At 70.4% G+C, this 18,608-nt stretch carries 16 protein-coding genes; 6 read left to right on the forward strand and 10 right to left on the reverse strand.

Annotated elements, in window-relative coordinates; all coding sequences use genetic code 11:
• Nucleotides 1-6: 6 nt before the first annotated feature.
• The 10 genes from OHS16_RS20715 to OHS16_RS20760 form a co-directional block, all read right to left on the reverse strand.
• A complete protein-coding gene (locus OHS16_RS20715) occupies nt 7-1,359 on the reverse strand; it encodes a hypothetical protein (RefSeq protein ID WP_328538714.1) in 1,353 nt (450 codons plus the stop codon).
• Between the two features lie 77 nt (nt 1,360-1,436).
• Entirely contained in the window at nt 1,437-2,387 is a 951-nt protein-coding gene (locus tag OHS16_RS20720; RefSeq protein ID WP_328540925.1) for a glutamate ABC transporter substrate-binding protein, read from the reverse strand.
• Between the two features lie 131 nt (nt 2,388-2,518).
• Entirely contained in the window at nt 2,519-3,904 is a 1,386-nt protein-coding gene (locus OHS16_RS20725) for a hypothetical protein (protein ID WP_443042658.1), read from the reverse strand.
• Between the two features lie 319 nt (nt 3,905-4,223).
• A complete protein-coding gene (locus tag OHS16_RS20730; RefSeq protein WP_328538715.1) occupies nt 4,224-5,204 on the reverse strand; it encodes an N-acetylglucosamine kinase in 981 nt (326 codons plus the stop codon).
• Nucleotides 5,195-6,502, reverse strand: a complete 1,308-nt coding sequence (locus tag OHS16_RS20735) for a 6-phospho-beta-glucosidase (RefSeq protein ID WP_328538716.1) — start codon at nt 6,500-6,502, stop codon at nt 5,195-5,197. The genes OHS16_RS20730 and OHS16_RS20735 overlap by 10 nt, the downstream gene beginning before the upstream one ends.
• A 7-nt stretch (nt 6,503-6,509) precedes the next feature.
• Nucleotides 6,510-7,412 carry a carbohydrate ABC transporter permease gene (locus OHS16_RS20740; RefSeq protein ID WP_328538717.1) on the reverse strand — a complete coding sequence of 301 codons (903 nt, stop codon included), beginning with the start codon at nt 7,410-7,412 and terminating at the stop codon, nt 6,510-6,512.
• Nucleotides 7,413-7,417: 5 nt separating this feature from the next.
• Nucleotides 7,418-8,359, reverse strand: coding sequence for a carbohydrate ABC transporter permease (locus tag OHS16_RS20745; protein ID WP_328538718.1), 942 nt, complete (start codon nt 8,357-8,359; stop codon nt 7,418-7,420).
• Nucleotides 8,360-8,365: 6 nt separating this feature from the next.
• Nucleotides 8,366-9,700: an ABC transporter substrate-binding protein gene (locus OHS16_RS20750; protein WP_328538719.1), complete on the reverse strand. Its 1,335-nt coding sequence runs from the start codon at nt 9,698-9,700 to the stop codon at nt 8,366-8,368.
• Between the two features lie 116 nt (nt 9,701-9,816).
• The gene (locus OHS16_RS20755; RefSeq protein ID WP_328538720.1) at nt 9,817-11,025 is read right to left on the reverse strand and encodes an ROK family transcriptional regulator; all 1,209 of its coding nucleotides are present in this window, start codon (nt 11,023-11,025) and stop codon (nt 9,817-9,819) included.
• Between the two features lie 220 nt (nt 11,026-11,245).
• Entirely contained in the window at nt 11,246-12,334 is a 1,089-nt protein-coding gene (locus OHS16_RS20760) for a mechanosensitive ion channel family protein (RefSeq protein ID WP_328538721.1), read from the reverse strand.
• 221 nt (nt 12,335-12,555) lie between these two features.
• Between OHS16_RS20760 and OHS16_RS20765 the strand changes: the two genes are divergently transcribed.
• The 6 genes from OHS16_RS20765 to alc all read left to right on the forward strand — a co-directional run bounded on the left by OHS16_RS20765 (nt 12,556) and on the right by alc (nt 18,604).
• The gene (locus OHS16_RS20765; protein WP_328538722.1) at nt 12,556-13,092 is read left to right on the forward strand and encodes an HNH endonuclease; all 537 of its coding nucleotides are present in this window, start codon (nt 12,556-12,558) and stop codon (nt 13,090-13,092) included.
• A 602-nt stretch (nt 13,093-13,694) separates the two neighbouring features.
• A complete protein-coding gene (locus OHS16_RS20770) occupies nt 13,695-13,922 on the forward strand; it encodes a hypothetical protein (protein WP_328538723.1) in 228 nt (75 codons plus the stop codon).
• A gap of 63 nt (nt 13,923-13,985) precedes the next feature.
• The gene (gene malQ, locus OHS16_RS20775; protein WP_328538724.1) at nt 13,986-16,064 is read left to right on the forward strand and encodes a 4-alpha-glucanotransferase; all 2,079 of its coding nucleotides are present in this window, start codon (nt 13,986-13,988) and stop codon (nt 16,062-16,064) included.
• Between the two features lie 20 nt (nt 16,065-16,084).
• Nucleotides 16,085-16,315, forward strand: coding sequence for a hypothetical protein (locus OHS16_RS20780; protein ID WP_328538725.1), 231 nt, complete (start codon nt 16,085-16,087; stop codon nt 16,313-16,315).
• 157 nt (nt 16,316-16,472) lie between these two features.
• Complete coding sequence (locus OHS16_RS20785; RefSeq protein ID WP_328538726.1) at nt 16,473-17,408, forward strand: LysR family transcriptional regulator; 936 nt, start codon at nt 16,473-16,475, stop codon at nt 17,406-17,408.
• Between the two features lie 59 nt (nt 17,409-17,467).
• Nucleotides 17,468-18,604, forward strand: a complete 1,137-nt coding sequence (alc, locus tag OHS16_RS20790) for an allantoicase (protein WP_328538727.1) — start codon at nt 17,468-17,470, stop codon at nt 18,602-18,604.
• Nucleotides 18,605-18,608: the final 4 nt, after the last annotated feature.

Here is an 18,608-nt window from a genome sequence, read left to right on the forward strand (position 1 = left end):
TTTTCCTCATGCGTTCCCCCTGTGGTCGGCAGGCCCGGACTGCCTCGGGACCAGGGCCTCCGCCGCGGCCTGCTGATAGCGCAGTACCGCCTGTTCGGCGACGCGCAGATCGCACGGCGCGCTCCACAGCATTCTGCGGGCCGCGTCGTACCGCTCGATCAGCAGCGGATCCTCGGCCATCCCGTGCCGGGCGACCTTTGCCTTGTACGCGTCCAGCCTGCCCCGCAGCTCCGCGCGGACCGCGAGCGGCTCGGTGACCGCCGACAACGACTCACGGGCGCGCAGCAGTTCGTCCTCTGCCTCCTGCTCGAGCGACTCCAGAAGCGGTGAGAGACGGTGCCACTGGGCGTGCCTGCGGTATTCGGCCGCGGCGCGCAGCTGCTCCTGCAGCATGGTCGAAGGCCCGCTCACCGCGGGGACCTCGGACGCGGCGATCTTCGCCAGCACCTCGCCACGCGCCGATCTCGCCTCGGTGAGTGTGCGGTCGGCGCGGGTCAGCACGTCCCGCAGCCGCAGCAGCCGCTGTTCGGCGTCCTGCCGCACGGTGAGAACCGCGTCGATCTCCCGCCTGATGTCATCGAGGGCGCGGGCTGCCGTGTCGTAGCGCTCGGTGTCGGGGCGGCCGCCGCCCGGCGCCGAACTGCCCCGCGCGCTGTGCCAGTAGGCCAGCGGGTCGGAGATCACCTCGGCGCGCAGGGCGCTCAGCTCATCGGTGATCGCCTCCAGCTCGTCGCCCGCCGGATGTTCGCCGGGGCGTACGCCGACGGAGTGCGCGAGCGAGCGGGTGCGCGCCAGCTCGGCGGAGAGCAGATCTATCCGGGCAGGCAGTGCGGACCACACGGAGTCCGATGCGACGACCATGTCCAGGGACCGGGCGTACAGCTCGTTCATCCTGCTCACCAGCTCCTCGAGCGAGAACCGCTCGGTGAGCACGGCCGGTCCTTCGAGTGCCAGGGCCGGGTAGGCGGGTGCGGAGTGGGTGGCCGCGCCGGCCAGGGTGATGCCCCGGCCACGCAGCACATCGGTGAGGTCGGCCAGATCGTCCCGGCTGGGCCAGCGCCTGCGGGCCCGCAGGGTACGGGCGTTGTCCAGCGCCGCCGCATAGGCGTCGAAGTACGCCCACAGCACGGTGATGGACTGCTCGGTGGCGGCCCAGCGGTCCTTCGTGACCCCCGTGAGTTCGGCACCCTCGAGGAGGCGGCGGCCGGCGTGGTCCTGCAGGGCGAGGAGCGAGGTCTCGATCGCCTCGTGCTCCGCGCCGAGCCGCGCCAGAGCACGGTCCACCTCGTCCCGGTCCATCACCGGCCGAGGAGACCTCTCCGGCCCCCCGGCACTGGGGACGGAACCCGCGACGCCCATCAATCACCTCTCCACTCGGATTGAGTCCTGCCCATACCGCCGGTCCGCGACCCTCCTCGGACCGTAAATGCCGCGCTCTACCGGTACTTGGGTGCCGGCGGGCCCGATATCCCCTTCAGGTCGGCGGCGAGCCACTTGTTGTACGCCTTCATCCAGGGGCTGTCGGCGCCGCCCTTGCGGTAGTCGACCAGCACCTGGTTGATCCGGCGCACCAGATCGTCATTGCCGGACTTGGTCGCGACGCCGTAGTACTCGGTGGTGAAGGGCTCACCCTTGAGCGCGACCGCTGGATCCTGCGCCGCCTGGCCGGCCGCAAGCGCGTTGTCCGTCACCACGGCGTCGACCAGTCCCAGCTGGATCCGGACCAGACAGTCGAGCTGGCTGGGCACGGTGCGCTGCTCGGTTTCCGTGTCGGCGAAGAGCGCGCCGAACGACTTCTCCTTGAGTGCGTCGTAGGCCGTCGAACCGGTGGCGGTGCAGACCTCCTTGCCCTTCAGCGTGTCGTTGTACCCGGTGATCGAGGAGTCCTTGGGGGCGAGTACCTGCTGCCCCGCCTGGAAGTAGGCGGTCGAGAAGGCCACCTGCTTGATCCGCGCGCAGTTGACCGTCATCGTCCGGACCACGATGTCGACCTTGTCCTCCTGCAGCGCTTCGATCCGCTGATTGGTCGGAATGGCCCGGTACGTGACCTTGTCGGGATCTCCCAGGATGTTCTTCGCTATGGCACGGACGAGGTCGATGTCGAAGCCCTCGAGCTTGCCGCCCGCCGGATCGCGGTAGCCCCAGCGGTAGCTGTTCTGGTCGACTCCCACGACCAGCCTGTCCGCCTGCTTGATCCTGTCGATGGTGGGGCCGTCGGCGCTCGAAGGCGGGAGGCTCGCCTCCGGGTCCTTGCAGGTGTCCGCCTTGGCGGGGGAGGCCTGCGCCACCCTCTGCCCGCCCAGCTGACCGCGGTCGCCTGAGCTGCCGGCGCCCAGCGCCAGGGGAACCAGGGTCGCGGCGGCCGTCAGCACACAGGCCGCGGCCATGCCCGTGACACCGCCCCAGCCGCGCAGCCGGCTGCCCCCGTGACCGCGTAGCCGGCCGGTCCCCGGGCCGTCGGGTCCGAAGTGGGGGGACGGGGTGTGTTCCCCGGCAGAATTCAGCACGCTGCGCCTCCTCACCTGTACTCCGAAAGCCTGCGGCTGACACCCAGCCCGGCAGCCGCCGCACCGAGAGCTGCCAGCACGGCAGCGCCCACCGGAAGTCCGGTCAGCGCGCCCCGTCCGTCCGAAGCGGCCCCGGTGAATTCGTTCTGCTCATGGGTGAGCGCCTGCTCAAGAGCCTTGTCCACCTGGTCGAAGCACTGGCCGGTGGAGTTCGTCGTGCCGATGACCTCCGCCAGCGCGCCGTTGTAGTCGCCGCTGTCGTCCGTGTGCCGTGCGGTGGCGTGCCTGCCCTTCCAGATACCGACGTCCTTCACCGCGTTCCGCACCGGTGTGCTGCCCGCGGTGTCGTCGGCCAGGGCCTTCGCCCTGTTGAGCCCGCTGACCAGGGACGCCATCTCCTTGGCGTAGTCGAACTCGTACTGGTCGTGCTTGCCGTCCTTGGTCAGCACGGCGCCACGGGCGACCAGCGTGAGGTTCTCGTTGGAGCGTGCCTTGAGCGAGCTGATCCGGGCGTCGTTGAGGACCTTGAGCGATTCCTGGCCGTTGGCCCGGGAGTCCCGCAGATCGGCGTCCGCGACCAGATGCCCGGCCACCGTCCACAGCAGGACGACGACGGCGGCGGCCGACGCGGCCACCAGGCCGTGGTTGAAGACCCGGTTGGTGCGCAGGAAGTTCCGCCGCTGGATCCAGAGCAGTCCGCCGAGCGCCAGAACCCCCACCACCGTGCCGAAGTACGGCCAGACCGTCGCGGAGTCGTAGTCGTCGTACAGCCGGCCGGTCTCGGCCTCGTACAGCTTCTCGGCGGCCGGGAGGAGCTGGGTGTTCATCTGCTCATTGGCATAGCGCAGATACGCGCCGCCGAGCGGCAGGCCCTGCCGGTTGGCGGCCCGGGCGCGCTCGATCAGGCCGGTGTAGCGGGGGAGTTGTTCGTTGATCCGGGCTATCTGCCGCGCCGAGTCGGTGGACCGGTCGGTGTTGGCCGCGGCCTTCACCAGCAGTCGGGAGGCCGTGCTGATGTCCCTGTCGTAGCGGGCGCGCACATCCGCCGGTTCCTGGGTGCCGGCCAGGAAGCCGCTCGCCGCCGCGGTGTCCGCGTCGGCCAGCGAGCGGTAGATGTTCGCGGCGTCCGCGCTGAGCGGCTGGCTGTGGTTCACCACGTCGTCGGCGGCCGCGGCGCGGTCGGAGATCTCGACCGCCGTCACCGCTCCGAAGGCCACCAGCAGCGCCGCCACCACGGAGCCGATGATCCACAGCCGTCCGGGCTCGGTCGTCGCCGCCGCGCGGAGCCGGCTCCTGGACCCGGCCCGGCCGTTGCCGGGCGCGGGCGGACGCACGGGCGGGGGGGCCTGCACGGGCGGTGAAGCCTGCGCTGTGCCCCCGTTCGGCGGCTGTACCACTTGACCTCCCCCTCGGTCACGGACGGTTTCCCGTCTCCCGCGGCGTCGGGATACGGGTGCCCGGCCAGCAGTATGGCGGCAGGGAGCGACATCCACACCAGGATTGACTCGATCTTGATCGACCTGTCGCCCGCCTCCCCGCTGTGTCCCCCTCATGAATACGCCGCGGGGATCAATTCGGTTCCCGTTCGAGCCCTGCCGATCAGCTGTTCACCCGCATGTTCGCCCGCGGGTGCGGCGGCACAACACCGGCACGTGGAAAGGGGGGTGCGGGCCGCACTCGCGGCCCGCACCCCCCTGCCCGGCAGCGGCCGGAACGTTACGCGTACTGCGCCCGCACCCGGGCGTAGGACTCCGCGGGCGCCGCCACCCGGTCGAGCCCCAGCAGGGCCGCGCCGAGCACCGGGGGCGCCGTCACCACACGCGGGACGGCCTTCGGGGCCCGTCCCGCCAGCAGCCGGCGGATGTGATCGTCCAACTGCGGGTGGCGGGCGGCCAGTACGCTGCCGCCCAGCAGCACCGGGACCTCGTCGTCGAGCAGTCCGAGCCGCCCGAGCGCCACCGAGGCGAGCGAGACGACCTCCTCGGCCTGCCGCTCGACGAGTGTCTTGGCGATCGGGTCGCCGGCCGCCGCGGTGGCGAAGAGCACCGGGGTCAGCTCATGTCTGCGCTCGGCCGTGACCCGGCCCAGATGCAGCGCCTCGATCAGCGCGTACATGGTCGGCAGCCCGAAGTGCGCGGGCAGCGCCCGTGCCAGCTCGGTCGGTCCGCCCCTCCCGTCCTCGGCCCGCGCCGCGTGCCACAGTGCCTCCTCGGCCAGTCCGCCGCCGCCGCCCCAGTCGCCGGAGATCCGGCCGATCGCGGGAAAGCGGGCGGTGCGCCCGTCGGGGGTCATGCCCACGCAGTTGATGCCGGCCCCGCAGACCACGGCCACCCCGCGCGGTTCGTCCACACCCGCCCGGAGGATCGCGAAGGTGTCGTTGCGCACCTCCACCGCACGGCCCCAGCGGCGGGCCCGTATCGCGGTGGCGAGTTCACGTTCCTCGACCGGGAGATCGGCGTTGGCCAGACATGCCGAGACGAGCCCGGCGAACGGCCCTTCGCCCGAGCAGCCGGCCTGGCGCAGCGCCGCGTCCACCGCGCGGGCCAGGACGTCGACCGCGGCGTCGATCCCCACCACCGGCGGCTGGAAGCCGCCGGCCCGGCCCCGGCCGATGACGGTGCCGTCCGCGGCCACCACGGCCACGTCGGTCTTGCTGTTGCCGGCGTCTATCGCCAGCACACTTGCTGTCACGCCCACGCGAGATGCTCCCGGTTGTGCGCGAGGAGCTTGTCCGTCAGCTCGTCCGCGTACGCGTACTGCCCGATGAGCGGGTGTGCCAGCAGCGCCCGGAAGACGCGGTCGCGCCCGCCGCGCAGCGCGGCGTCCAGGGCGAGGTCCTCGTACGCCGTGACCTGCGCGATCAGCCCTGCGTAGAGCGGATCGAGCGCGGGTACGGCCAGCGGTGTCGCGCCGCTGCCGTCCACCCTGGCCTGAACCTCGATCACCGCGTCGTCGGCGAGGAAGGGCAGCGTGCCGTTGTTGAGGGTGTTCACCACCTGGTGGCGGGAGCCGCCCGCCCGTCGCCCGTCGCCGCCCCGGGCCGGGGAGCCGCTTCCTCCGCCGAGCAGCGAGGACGCCAGGTCCACGGCGGCCTCCGAGTAGAAGGCGCCGCCCCGCTTGGCGAGCAGCGCGGGCTTCTCGTCCAGCTGGGGGTCGCCGTACAGGGTGAGCAGTTCCTTCTCCATCGCGGCGACCTCGGCGGCCCGGGACGGCTTGGTCCGCATCTCCCGTACGACCTCGTCGTGCGCGTAGAAGTAGCGCAGGTAGTACGACGGCACCACGCCGAGCCGGTCGAGCACCGAGCGCGGCAGGTGCAGATCGCCGGCGATCGAGTCGCCGTGCTCGGCCAGCAGCTTCGGCAGTACGTCCTCGCCTTCGGGACCGCCGATGCGGACTCCGAGCTCCCAGCTGAGGTGGTTGAGGCCCACGTGATCGAGGAACACGTCGGACGGCGCGACGTCGAGCCTGGCGGCGAACTTCCGCTGGAAGCCGATGGCGACATTGCACAGCCCCACGGCCTTGTGCCCGGCCTGCAGCAGCGCCCGCGTGACGATGCCCACCGGGTTGGTGAAGTCGATGATCCAGGCGTCCGGGTTGGTGCGCCGGACCCGCTCGGCGATGTCGAGCACCACCGGCACGGTGCGCAGCGCCTTGGCGAGCCCTCCGGCCCCCGTCGTCTCCTGGCCGACGCAGCCGCAGTCCAGTGGCCAGGTCTCGTCCTGCTGACGGGCCGCCTGCCCGCCGACCCGCAGCTGGAGGAGTACGGCGTCGGCGTCGGCGATGCCCGCGTCCAGGTCCGATGTCGTGGTGATGACACCGGGGTGGCCCTGTCTGGCGAAGATCCGCCGGGCCAGGCCGCCCACCAGTGCAAGGCGGTCGGCCGCAGGGTCGACGAGTACCAGCTCACTGATCGGAAGCGTGTCGCGCAACCGGGCGAAACCGTCGATGAGTTCGGGGGTGTAGGTCGACCCGCCCCCCACTACTGCGAGCTTCATATGGAGATCAGCCCTTCACTCCGGTCAGTGTGACGCCCTCGACAAAGGCCTTCTGTGCGAAGAAGAAGACGAGGATCACGGGGGCCATGACCAGTACGGTCGCGGCCATGGTCAGGTTCCAGTCGGTGTGGTGTGCGCCTTTGAAGGACTCGAGGCCGTAGGACAGCGTCCAGGCCGCCGGGTTCTCCGAGGTGTAGATCTGCGGTCCGAAGTAGTCGTTCCAGGCGTAGAAGAACTGGAAGAGCGCGACGGCCGCGATGCCCGGCTTGGCCATCGGGACAATGACCTTGATCAGCGTGCGGAACTCGCCGCAGCCGTCGACCCGGGCGGAGTCGATGTACTCGTTGGGGATGGTCAGCAGGAACTGCCGCAGCAGGAAGATGGAGAACGCGTCGCCGAAGGCCATCGGAATGATCAGCGGCCAGAGTGTGCCGGACAGGTCCAGCTGTTTCGCCCAGAACAGATACATCGGGATGATCACGACCTGGGGCGGCAGCATCATCATCGAGATGACGAGCATCAGGGACAGATGCCGGCCGCGGAAGCGGAACTTGGCGAGCGCGTAGGCGACCGGCAGCGAGGAGACGACGGTCAGCACCGTGCCGAGGCCTGCGTACAGCAGGGTGTTCCGCCACCAGGTCAGGAAGCCCGGGGTGTCGAAGACCTTGCGGTAGTTGGACCACTCGAAGGTGTGCGGCCACAGATCGCGGGTCAGTGTCTGCTGGTCGCTCATCAGAGAGGTGAGGACCAGGAAGACGAACGGCAGCACGAAGAAGAGCGCGGCGGCGACGCCCAGGGCGTGCACGGCTGTCCAGTGCAGCAGTGTCCTGCGGCGCGCGGCCCGCTCGGCACCGGCTCCGTTCCCTGTCCGGGCGGACGAGGCGTCGGCGGCATGGGTGAGCTGGGTCATGACGGTCAGTCACCTGCCTGTACGAGTCCGCCGCGACGCCGCATCAGCAGTGCGGTGAAGGCCATGGCGAGGGCGAAGAGCACCAGCGCGACCACACACGCCGAGCCGTAGTCGAAGCGCTGGAAGCCGAGTGAGTAGACGAGCTGCGGCAGGGTCAGCGTGGACTTGTCCGGAAAGCCGGGCGTGAACTGCTGGCCGCTGCCGCCGATGATCCCCGACGCGACCTTCCCGGCCACCAGGGGCTGGGTGTAGTACTGCATCGCCTGGATGATCCCGGTGACCACGGCGAACATCACGATGGGCGAGATGTTCGGCAGTGTCACGAACCGGAAGCGCTGCACCGCTGAAGCCCCGTCGAGCTCGGCGGCCTCGTACTGCTCTCTCGGCACGTCGAGCAACGCGGCCATGAAGATCACCATCAGGTCGCCGATGCCCCAGACCGCGAGCATCGTCAGGGCCGGCTTCGACCAGCTCGCGTCGGTGAACCAGCCGGGTGTCGGCAGGCCGATGTCGCCGAGAACCGAATTGGCCGGGCCGGTACCCGGGTTGAGCAGGAAGACGAAGGCGAGGGTGGCGGCGACCGGGGGCGCCAGATAGGGCAGATAGAAGAGGGTCCTGAAGATCCCGGCGCCGGTCTTGATCCTGGTGATCAGCAGCCCGATACCGAGGCCGAACACCACCCGGCAGGCCACCATGACGATCACCAGCCACAGAGTGTTGCGCATCGCGGGCCAGAAGTCCGGATAGTCGGTGAAGACATACGTCCAGTTCTTCAGCCCGTTGAAGACCGGCTGCTTGAAGCCGTCGTAGTCGGTGAACGAGAAGTAGACGGTCGAGACCAGCGGATAGACGAAGAAGACGCTGAATCCGATGAGCCAGGGCGACATGAAGGCCGCCGTCCGAAGGGCCGCCCTGCGGCGCTTCGAGCGCGGGGTGTACGTGGTCACGGGAGGCTACTTCGCCTTCTCGATGTCCTTGTCGATCTGCGCTGCGGTCTTTCGCAGACCGGCCTTCAGATCCTTCGTCCTGCCCGACTCGAAGTCGTAGCCGAAGTCCTGCAGCGTCACCTGGTAGGTGCCTCCGTTCACGGAGGCGGGTGTGGTGTTGGAGTCCGGGTTCCGCGCGATGTCGAGGAAGGTCTTCAGGCGCGGGTCGAATTTCAGCTTCGGCGACTTGAGGGCGGCCAGCGTGGACGGGACGTTGTGGATGTCGTTGGCGAAGTCCACGACGGCGTCGGTGTCGGTGGTGATGTACCTGACGAACTCCCAGGCCGCGTTCTGCTTCCTGCTGGTCGAAGGAATGCCGACGATCGTGCCGGTGATGTAGCCCTTGCCGTAGGTGCCGGCCTGGTCCTCGGGCACCGGCAGCGGAGCCACGCCGATGTCGGCCTTCGACTTGGCGTCCTCGGCCATACCGAGCCGCCATTCGCCGTCCAGCTGCATGGCGACCTGTCCGGTCTGGAACGGGTGTTTGGCGCCCCACTCGTCACCGAAGCCCGATCGGTACTTCTCCAGTCGGGCGAAGCCGCCGAGCTTCTTCACCAGCCCCTGCTGCCAGGTGAACATCCGCGCGAACGCGGGGTCCTTGGCGATGTTGGACTTGCCGGCGCCGTCCACATAGGCAGGGCTCCACTGGGCCACCAGATGGGTGGGGGTGGATTCGTAGCCGTGGAAGGTCGGCATGAATCCGAGCTGCTGGTAGGAGTCGCCCTTGGGCTCGGTCAGCTTGACCGCGTCCTTGTCGAACTCGGTCCAGGTCTTCGGCGGGGAGGTTATTCCGGCCGCCTTGAACGCGTCCTTGTTGTAGTACAGCGCGTATGCGTCGCTGAGCAGGGGAAGAGTGCAGCGCTTGCCTTCGAACTGGGTGTAATCCTGAAGCGGCTTGGTGAACGTCTTGTCGAGGTCGATCCTCGACTTGTCGATGAACGGCTTCAGATCGGCGAAGGCGCCGGACGAGCAGAACTTTCCGACGTTGTCGGTGGTGAAGGACGAGACCACATCCGGAGCCGAGGAACCGCCGCCCCGCAAGGCCTGGTTGATCTTGTCGTCGGTCATGTTGCCGACGACCTTGACCGTGATGTTCGGATGGACCTTCTCGAAGCGGGCGACGTCCGCCTGGATCGCCTTGACCTCGCCGGCCGCGCTCCAGCCGTGCCAGAAGGTGATGGTGGTCTTCGCGTTGGCGTCGTCGTCCGCCCCGCCGGAGCTCTGGCCCGTACAGGCGGCGGCGAGCAGGGACACGGACGCAGCGGCGACGACGGCCGCGGCGACTCGGGCGTTTCTGGGCATGACGGAATCTCCCTCTGGCGGATCCGGGCTGTACGAAGGGCGGTACGGGAAGGCTGTGACGGACGTGCGCTGTGCGGTCGGGGTGTACGGGGCGGGGTGTGCCGGGCGGGTGCGGGTCAGTGGGCCGAGGTGTCGAACACCTCGTCGCGGGTCGTGGCCAGCGCGCTCTCCAGCGCGCCCCGCAGTACCGGCTGCTCCTGTACTGAACCGAGCACCAGCCGGGGCCGTGCGGCGGCCAGTTCGGCGAGCTCGCGCTGGACGAGCTCACGCAGCGGCTCCCCGCCCGCGACGATCAGATCGCCGGACAGCACGAGCAGTTCGGGGTCGAGCACGGCGACCAGTGAGGCCAGCCCGGTGGCGATCCCGGTGGCGAAGACCTCGAGGAGGTGCCGGTAGGGCCCGGTCGTGGCCTGTGCGGCCCGTGTGATCAGTGCGGCCGCCACCTCGGCGTGCGAGCCATGTCCGATGTCCTCGATACCGGCCTCACGGGCCAGCCGGGCCAGTGCCTGCGACCCGGCCAGTTCCTGGAAGCCGCCCGAGTTGGCCTTGGTGACCTGCCGCACCAGCGGCGCGCCGGGCACCGGCATGAAGCCGACCTCGCCGGCTCCCCCGGTGAAGCCGCGATGCAGCCTGCCGCCGAGCACGACGGCGGCGCCGACACCCTCCTCGTTCCAGAGCAGTACGAAGTCGTCGTGCCCGCGGGCCGCTCCCAGCCGCTGTTCGGCGATGGCGGCCAGGTTGACGTCGTTCTCGTACTCGACGGGCATCGGCAGTGCGGCCGCCAGCTCGTCGAGCAGCGTGGGGGAGTGCCAGCCGGGCAGGTGGGAGGCGTAGCGCAGGCGCCCGGTGTTCGGGTCGAACGCGCCGGGGGTGCCCATGACCACCCGCCGTACGTCGGCCCGCACCAGGCCGGCTGCCTTGACGGCGCCGTCCAGGGCTTCGGTCACCTGCTGGACGGCGCCGGTACCGCGGCGCCCCGGTGTGGCCAGTCTGAACTCACCGACGGTCCGCCCGGTGATGTCGGCGACGGCGGCCCGGATGCGCTGCGGATTGACGTCGATCCCGGCCGCGTGGGCGGCGCGGGCATTCACCGCGTACAGCTGGGCGCTGGGTCCCGGCCGGCCTTCGCTGGTACCGGTGGCCACCACCAGACCGGCCGCCTCGAGACGCGCCAGCAGCTGGGACGCGGTCGGTTTGGAGAGCCCGGTCAGCTTGCCGATCCTGGTGCGCGAGAGCGGGCCGTGCTCCAGCAGGAGATCGAGCGCCGCGCGGTCGTTCATCGCTCGCAGAACCCGCGGGGTTCCGGGGGTCGTTCCACCGGTCATGCCGCACGCACCTGCCCTTCGGGCACTGTTAGGAAACTTTCCAATTCGGTGGGAGGAACGTAGGCCGCAGGTCAGCCGGGCGTCAATGGGCTGCCCCGGTGCGGCAACCAAAGCGTTACCTGGACAGCGCACAAGGGCGCCCCCGCGTGCAGCGGGAGCGCCCTTGTGTACGAGAGGGGGACAGCGGCGCCGACCGGCCGTCGGCTCTCGCGCGGAGCTGTTACTTCGACAGGTCCTGCGGCGGGATCGGCGACGCGGCGATGGACTGCGCGGAGGTCGGGCTCGCCAGGGCCGAAGGCGCGGCGACCGAGGCCGCCGAGTCGACCGGCGGCTCCTGCGTGTCCACCGCGACCGGGCCGCCGACGATACGGATCCCGGCCTCGTCCAGGGCACGCTTGAGACGCCAGCGCAGCTCGCGCTCCACGCCCAGGGCCTTGCCCGGCATCGTCTTGGCCGAGACCCGCAGCACCATCGAGTCCAGCAGTACCGAATCAAGGCCCAGGACCTCGATCGGACCCCAGAGGCGTTCGTTCCACGGCTCGGACTTGGCCAGTTCGTCGGCCACCGTGCCGATCACCTCACGCAGCCGCTCCAGGTCCTCGGACGGCTTGACCTGTACGTCCACGGCTGCCGTCGCCCAGCCCTGGCTGAGGTTGCCGATCCGCTTGATCTCACCGTTGCGGACGTACCAGATCTCGCCCAGGTCACCGCGGAGCTTGGTCACCCGCAGGCCGACCTCTATGACTTCACCCGACGCGACGCCGGCGTCGATGCTGTCCCCGACGCCGTACTGGTCCTCCATGATCATGAAGACACCGGAGAGGAAGTCGGTGACCAGATTGCGTGCACCGAAACCGATCGCGACACCGGCCACGCCGGCCGATGCCAGCAGCGGTGCCAGGTCGATCTTCAGCGTGGAGAGGACCATCAGGGCGGCAGTGCCGAGGATGACGAAGGACGCGACCGAGCGCAGCACCGAACCGATGGCCTCGGAACGCTGCCGGCGGCGTTCGGCGTTCACCAGCAGGCCGCCGAGCGCGGTGCCCTGGACGGCCGTGGCGCTGCGGTTCATCCGGTCTATGAGCCGGGTCAGCGCACGCCGGATGATGGAGCGCAGCACCACGGCGATGACCAGGATCAGCGCGATACGCAGTCCGATCGACAGCCAGGTGGACCAGTTCTGCTCCACCCAGTCCGCGGCGTTGGTGGCCGACTGCTGCGCCCCGTCAAGGGTGTCGGCCGATCCGGGCCCGGTGCTGTCGCCCGACGCAGCGGACCAGGTCACGGCAGTCACGGCAGGAACCTCCATAAGTACGGACGGACCATCCACACTAACGGCGCATCGGGGCGTCCTCGTGCCGTACTCCGGCCAGGAGACCGTTCCCACCTGCGCAACCGTGAAGTGTGGGCGAAAACACTCCGAGCCCGTTACCTGACGTTGGTAGCGCTTCGACCTGGCAGGAGTAGAGACTGAGAGCAGATCGTCCCGGCGCGAGCCACGCGCCGCCGGCGTACAAGGAGGCATCCGCCGTGCCGCATGTCCTGGTTCTCAACGCGTCGTACGAGCCCCTCGGCGTCGTACCGCTCCGCCGCGCGCTTGTCCTCGTCCTGGAGAACAAGGCAGTCTCCCTCGAGGAATCCGGCGCCTTCATGCACAGCGCCACCCGCATCGTCCCCGCGCCCAGCGTCGTACGGCTGAAGCGGTTCGTGCGGGTCCCCTACCGGGGTCCCGTCCCGCTCACCCGCCGCGCGCTGTTCGCAAGGGACGGCGGGCGCTGCATGTACTGCGGTGGCGTCGCAACCAGCGTCGACCATGTCGTTCCGCGCAGCCGTGGCGGACAGCACCGCTGGGACAATGTGGTCGCCGCGTGCCGCCGCTGCAATCACGTGAAGGCCGACCGGCACCTGCTGGAGCTCGGCTGGCGGCTGCGGCACCAGCCCGCCCCGCCGAGCGGGCTCGCCTGGCGCATCATCGGCACCGGGCACCGGGACCCGCGCTGGCTGCCCTACCTGCAGCCGTTCGGCGCGGATGACGCCATGGCCAGGATCGACGGCGTCTCGGCCTGAAGGCCCTGGCCGTTGCCCGGCCCGCGCCCCCGCGGGTGTTGGCCGGTGCGCCGCGCGCCGGTGCCGAACGGGGTGGTCAGCCCGTCGGTGACGGTGGCCCGCAGCCAGCCGCCCGCCTCGTCGCCCCGGTGCGTACCGGCCGACCGTGCGGGGCGGAACCGTCTCACGCTCCGTCCATCGCCCGGTCCGGGCCCGGCGGTTCACCGGGTTCGGCGGAGGCCGTACGGATCGGCGCCGGGAGCGGACCTGCTCCCCGGGGCAACCGGGGCGCAGGCCGATGCGCCGGACGGTCCGCGGGTGACGGGGAAAGCGAAGGCCGCCGTTCGTCCCCCGCGCCGGCGCTGCACCCCGATCCCCCTGATCTGCCGGAAACACCTGCCGACGACTGCGCCGTTCGGGTGGTGAGCCCACCACCCCCGTGACGAAGGTGTCAACGCGTGCCGGCCGCGCCGCCTGAATTGCCCCCGAAGGAAGAGGCGAGGATAATCGAACACGCAGAACGAAATGTGACCTGGCACACGTTGGCCGAACGTATACGGATGGGTCCGCGCCCACTGGGTAGGGCTGTGTCCGACCTCGTAGCCGACCTTACGGAGGCCCTTGTGGCCGCTTCAGCCCAGCTTCTGCCCCCGGCCCTTTCCAAACGGGTCCCCGAGCTCATGCCTGACCCGCTGATGGACCCCGATTCGAGCACGAGCTCCATGGAGCTCCCCCTCACGAGTGAACCACCCCTCGCCGACGTCGCGCCGCTGACCAGCGAGCCGCCTCTCGCCGACGCCACGCCGCTGACCAGCGAGCCCACCGCTTACGGAACAGCCGCCGGAATCTGACGCCGCAGCCCGGAGCCGGCTCCCGCCGGCGCCTTCAGGCCCGAGCCCGAACGGGGAGTCCGCATGAGCCTTGCCAGGCTCGCTGCGCTGCACGGAGTGGCCACCTCCTACTCACCTTCCGACGACGTCACCGTCCCGGTCTCCGACACCACCGTGATCGCCGTACTGGCGGCGATGGACGTCGACGCATCGACGCCGGAAGCGGTGAGTGAGGCGCTCGCACGCCAGGAGGCGGCCGAGGCGGAACGTCTGCTGCCGCCCACCGTGGTGGCCACGGCGGACAGCGCGCCGCCACAGGCGGTACGCGACCTCCCGGACGGCACGGTGCTGCGCATCGAGACCGAAGGGGACGGGGCTGTCGTGCGCGTCGGCCCCGGGGACGAATCCGACCGCGCATGGCAGCAGTTGCCGTTAGGGGTCCACCGGCTGCGTGCCGAAGCGCCGGACGGCCGGACCGCCCGGGCCGTGCTGGTGGTGTCGCCCGGCAGGGTGCCGCAGCCCCCGAGGCGTACCCACGGCTTCCTGGTGCAGCTGTACTCGCTGCTGTCCACCCGCTCCTGGGGCATGGGTGACCTGGGCGACCTCGCCGAACTCGCCGCCTGGTCGGGACGTGTGTACGGCACGGGATTCGTCCAGGTCAATCCGCTGCACGCGGCGGTGCACGGCACACCCAGTGACCCTTCGCCCTACCGGCCGTCGTCCCGCCGCTTCCCCGACCCCGTCCATCTGCGGATCGAGGCGGTCCCCGAGTACGCCTACGTGGCTGACCACAGCCATCCCGGGCGGGCCGCGGTGCTGCGCGACGCCGTGCTGCGCAAGGACGCTCTGATCGACCGCGACGCGGTGTGGGCCCTGAAGAAGGAGGCCCTGGAACTCGTCGCCAGGATTCCGCTCGGCCCTGGCCGCCGTGCGGCCTACGCGGACTTCCTCGCCCAACAGGGCCAGGCACTCGACGACCACGCCACCTGGTGCGCCCTGGCCGAGGCGCACGGCCCCGACTGGCACACATGGCCGGCCGGGCTGCGTGATCCCCGCTCGCCGGAGACCGCCCGGGCGCGGGTCGAGCTCCAGCAGCGGGTCGACTTCCACATGTGGCTGGCCTGGCTGACCGACACCCAGCTCGCCGATGCTCAGCGCACGGCGCTCGAAGCGGGCATGGACATCGGTCTGGTCCACGATCTGGCCGTCGGAGTGCACCCGGGCGGCGCCGACGCCTGGGCGCAGCAGGACGCCTTCGCCTCCGGTATGTCGGTGGGTGCGCCACCGGATGCCTTCAACGCCCGCGGCCAGGACTGGGGTCTGCCGCCCTGGCGCCCCGATGTGCTCGCCGCTTCCGGGTACGCACCGTTCCGCGGACTGCTGCGCGGGATTCTCCGCAACGCGGGCGCGCTGCGGATCGACCATGTGATGGGTCTTTTCCGGCTCTGGTGGGTGCCCGAAGGCAGCGATCCCACCGAGGGCACGTACGTGCGTTACGACGCGGACGCGATGCTCGCCGTACTGGCCCTCGAGGCGCACCGGGCGGGCGCCCCGGTCATCGGCGAGGACCTGGGCACCGTCGAGTCCGGGGTACGGGACACCCTGTCCTCGTCGGGTGTGCTCGGCACCTCCGTGCTCTGGTTCGAGCGGGACTGGAGCGCAACGGGCCGGCCGTTGCCGCCGGAGCGATGGCGGGAGCAGTGCGTGGCCACCGCCACCACCCACGATCTGCCGTCCACCGCGGCCCGGCTGACCGGCGAACACGTCGAACTGCGGTACCGGCTCGGCCTGCTGACCCGGCCTCTCGGCCAGGAGCAGGCCGAGGACAGGGCCGAGGTCGCCGAGTGGCTCGGATGTCTCTCCCGTCTCGGGCTGCTGCCGGAGGGACTGGGCAGCGAGGAGGGTGAAGTCCGCGCCGTGTACCGCTTCCTGCTGCGCACCCCCGCCCTGATGACCGGTATCTGGCTGCCGGACGCGGTGGGTGACCGAAGACCGCAGAACCTTCCGGGTACCTGGGACCAGTACCCCAACTGGCGACTGCCGATCGCCGATGCGCAGGGCCGCCCGCTCACTCTGGAGGAGCTGATCGCGTCACCCGGGCTGCACCGGCTGATGGCCGAGTTCGCACCGCGTACGGCACCCCCGGGCGCGCGCCCCGCTTAGGCGTTCGCTACATTTGGTCCGTGGACAAGAAGAACGCCCTGCGCGCCGGCGCCGTAGCAGCCGGTACGACGCTGATGATGCTGCTCATGTCGTCCCCCGCGCTCGCGCTGACCCGCGACGACGGCGACGACCCCGGTCCCGGCCTGAGCGTGATCGACACGGTCGGCCTCTATGTGATCATCCCGCTCGCGCTGTTCGCGGTCATCGCCGGTCTGGTGATGGTGCTCGACAAGTCCCGCAAGAAGGCCTGACACCGAAGCTTTCCGGAGGCGCTGCGCGGTTGCACCGGCAACCCCGCGGCGCCTCCGCGTGCGTACGGACACCTGCGGCCGGGCCCGCCGGGTCCAGCCGCTGCGCGTCCACCCGATGTCCGGCCCGCACCCGGGACCGCGGGGATAGGTTGCGGGAATGACCGAGTGGGACATCAAGAAGCTCCGGATCCTGCGCACGCTGAGCGAGCGCGGGACCGTGACGGCCACCGCGCAGGCTCTGCTGATGACCCCGTCGGCCGTCTCCCAGCAGCTCACCAATCTGGCCAAGCAGCTCGGGGTCCCGTTGCTCGTGGCACACGGCCGGCGCGTCAGGCTCACCGACGCGGCTCATCTCGTGCTCCGGCACGCCGAAGCGGTCTTCGCGCAGCTGGAACAGGCGGACGCCGAGCTGGCCGGCTATCTCCAGGGCGAAGCCGGTGAGGTGCGGGTCGGTGCCTTCTCCACCGCGGTGCCCGCCCTGGTGGTGCCCGCGGTGGAGACCCTGCGGCTGAGCAGCCCGGGTCTGGACGTGCGGATCAGGGAGGCTGAGGCGGCCGAGGCGTACGAGCTGCTGTCGGGCGGCGAGGTGGATCTGGCCCTGTCGCTCGCCGCGCACGCGCCGACGGCGGGCGATCCCCGTTTCACCCGGGTGCCCCTGCTGGCCGACCCGCTCGATGTGGCCCTGCCCGCCGGGCACCGACTTGCTGCCGTGGACGGACTGCGGCTCGCCGATCTCTCCGCCGAAGCGTGGATCTTCGGGGGCAGCGGGCCCTGGTCGGAAATCACCACAGCCGCCTGTGAGGCGGCCGGTTTCGTCCCCGAGCAGGCGCACAGCGCGGCCGGCTGGACGGCGATCCTGGCGATGGTCGAGGCGGGGATGGGGGTCGCGCTGGTGCCCAGGATGGCCGCGGCGGAGCGCCGTACCGGTGTGGTGACCCGGATTCTCAGCGCCGATCAGCCACAGCGCCATGTGATCGCCGCGGTACGGCGCGGCGCCGAGGACGGTCCTGCGGTGGCCAGGGTGCTCGACGCCCTGCGGGACGCGGCGGACGCCCATGCCGCGGACAGCAGCAGCACTGTTCGCCATAACTGAAAGAATTGTGCGAAAACTTTCGATAGACGTGACTGGTGTGAGGGAGCGACAGTCTTCTCATGACCTCACAGCATGCACACGTCGCCCCCGATTTCCAGGACCCGCACGCCAATGACGCCTCCCCCTACGGCGGCGGCGACCCGTACGCCGACTACCGCAGCAGCGGGGAGCACGGCTTCACCGGGCTGGTGGACCTCGCCGACCGCCGGCTCGGCGCCGGTGTCGTCGCGGCCAATGACGAGTTCTTCGCCGAGCGCGAGAACCTGCTGGTCCGCGAGCGGGCGGTCTTCGACCCCGAGCGCTTCGGCCACAAGGGCAAGATCATGGACGGCTGGGAGACCCGGCGCCGGCGGGGTACCACCGGGGCTCCCTTCCCGGCTCCGGAAGACCATGACTGGGCGCTGGTCCGCCTGGGAGCTGCCGGGGTCATCCGCGGGGTCGTCGTCGACACGGCCCACTTCCGCGGCAACTACCCGCAGCGCATATCGGTCCAGGCCACGGCTGTCGAAGGCTCGCCGAGCCCGGAGCAGCTGCTTGCCGACGATGTGAAGTGGGAGGAGATCGTCCCGCAGACCCCGGTGCTCGGTCATGCGGCCAACGGCTTCGAGGTCACCACCGGCCGGCGCTACACCCACGTCCGGCTGTGCCAGCACCCCGACGGCGGCGTGGCCCGCCTCCGGGTCCACGGCGAGGTCGTCCCCGACCCGGCCTGGCTCGAGCTGCTCTCCACGGTCGATCTGATCTCGGTACTCAACGGAGGTGTGTGCGAGGACGCTTCGGACCGGTTCTACTCGTCGCCGACCCAGATCATCCTGCCCGGCACCTCCCGCAAGATGGACGACGGCTGGGAGACCCGCCGCGGCCGGGTCCGCGACACCAACGACTGGGTCCGCTTCGGGCTCGCCGCCCAGGGCACCGTGCGCGCCGTCGAGATCGACACCGCCTACCTCAAGGGCAACGCGGCCGGCTGGATCGCGCTGAGCGGACGGGACGGTGAGACGGGCGAGTGGTTCGAGATCCTGCCGCGCACCGCGCTGCAGCCCGACACCCTGCACCGTTTCGCGCTCACGACCGCCGCGACGGTGACCCACGTACGTCTGGACACCTTCCCGGACGGCGGTGTGGCCCGCATGCGCCTGCACGGCACCTTCACCGACGAAGGCCTGACGGAGCTGCGTCGCCGCTACACCGCCTGACCCG

Origin of the sequence: Streptomyces sp. NBC_00344, from assembly GCF_036088315.1 — a bacterium.
Taxonomy (GTDB): Bacteria; Actinomycetota; Actinomycetes; order Streptomycetales; family Streptomycetaceae; genus Streptomyces.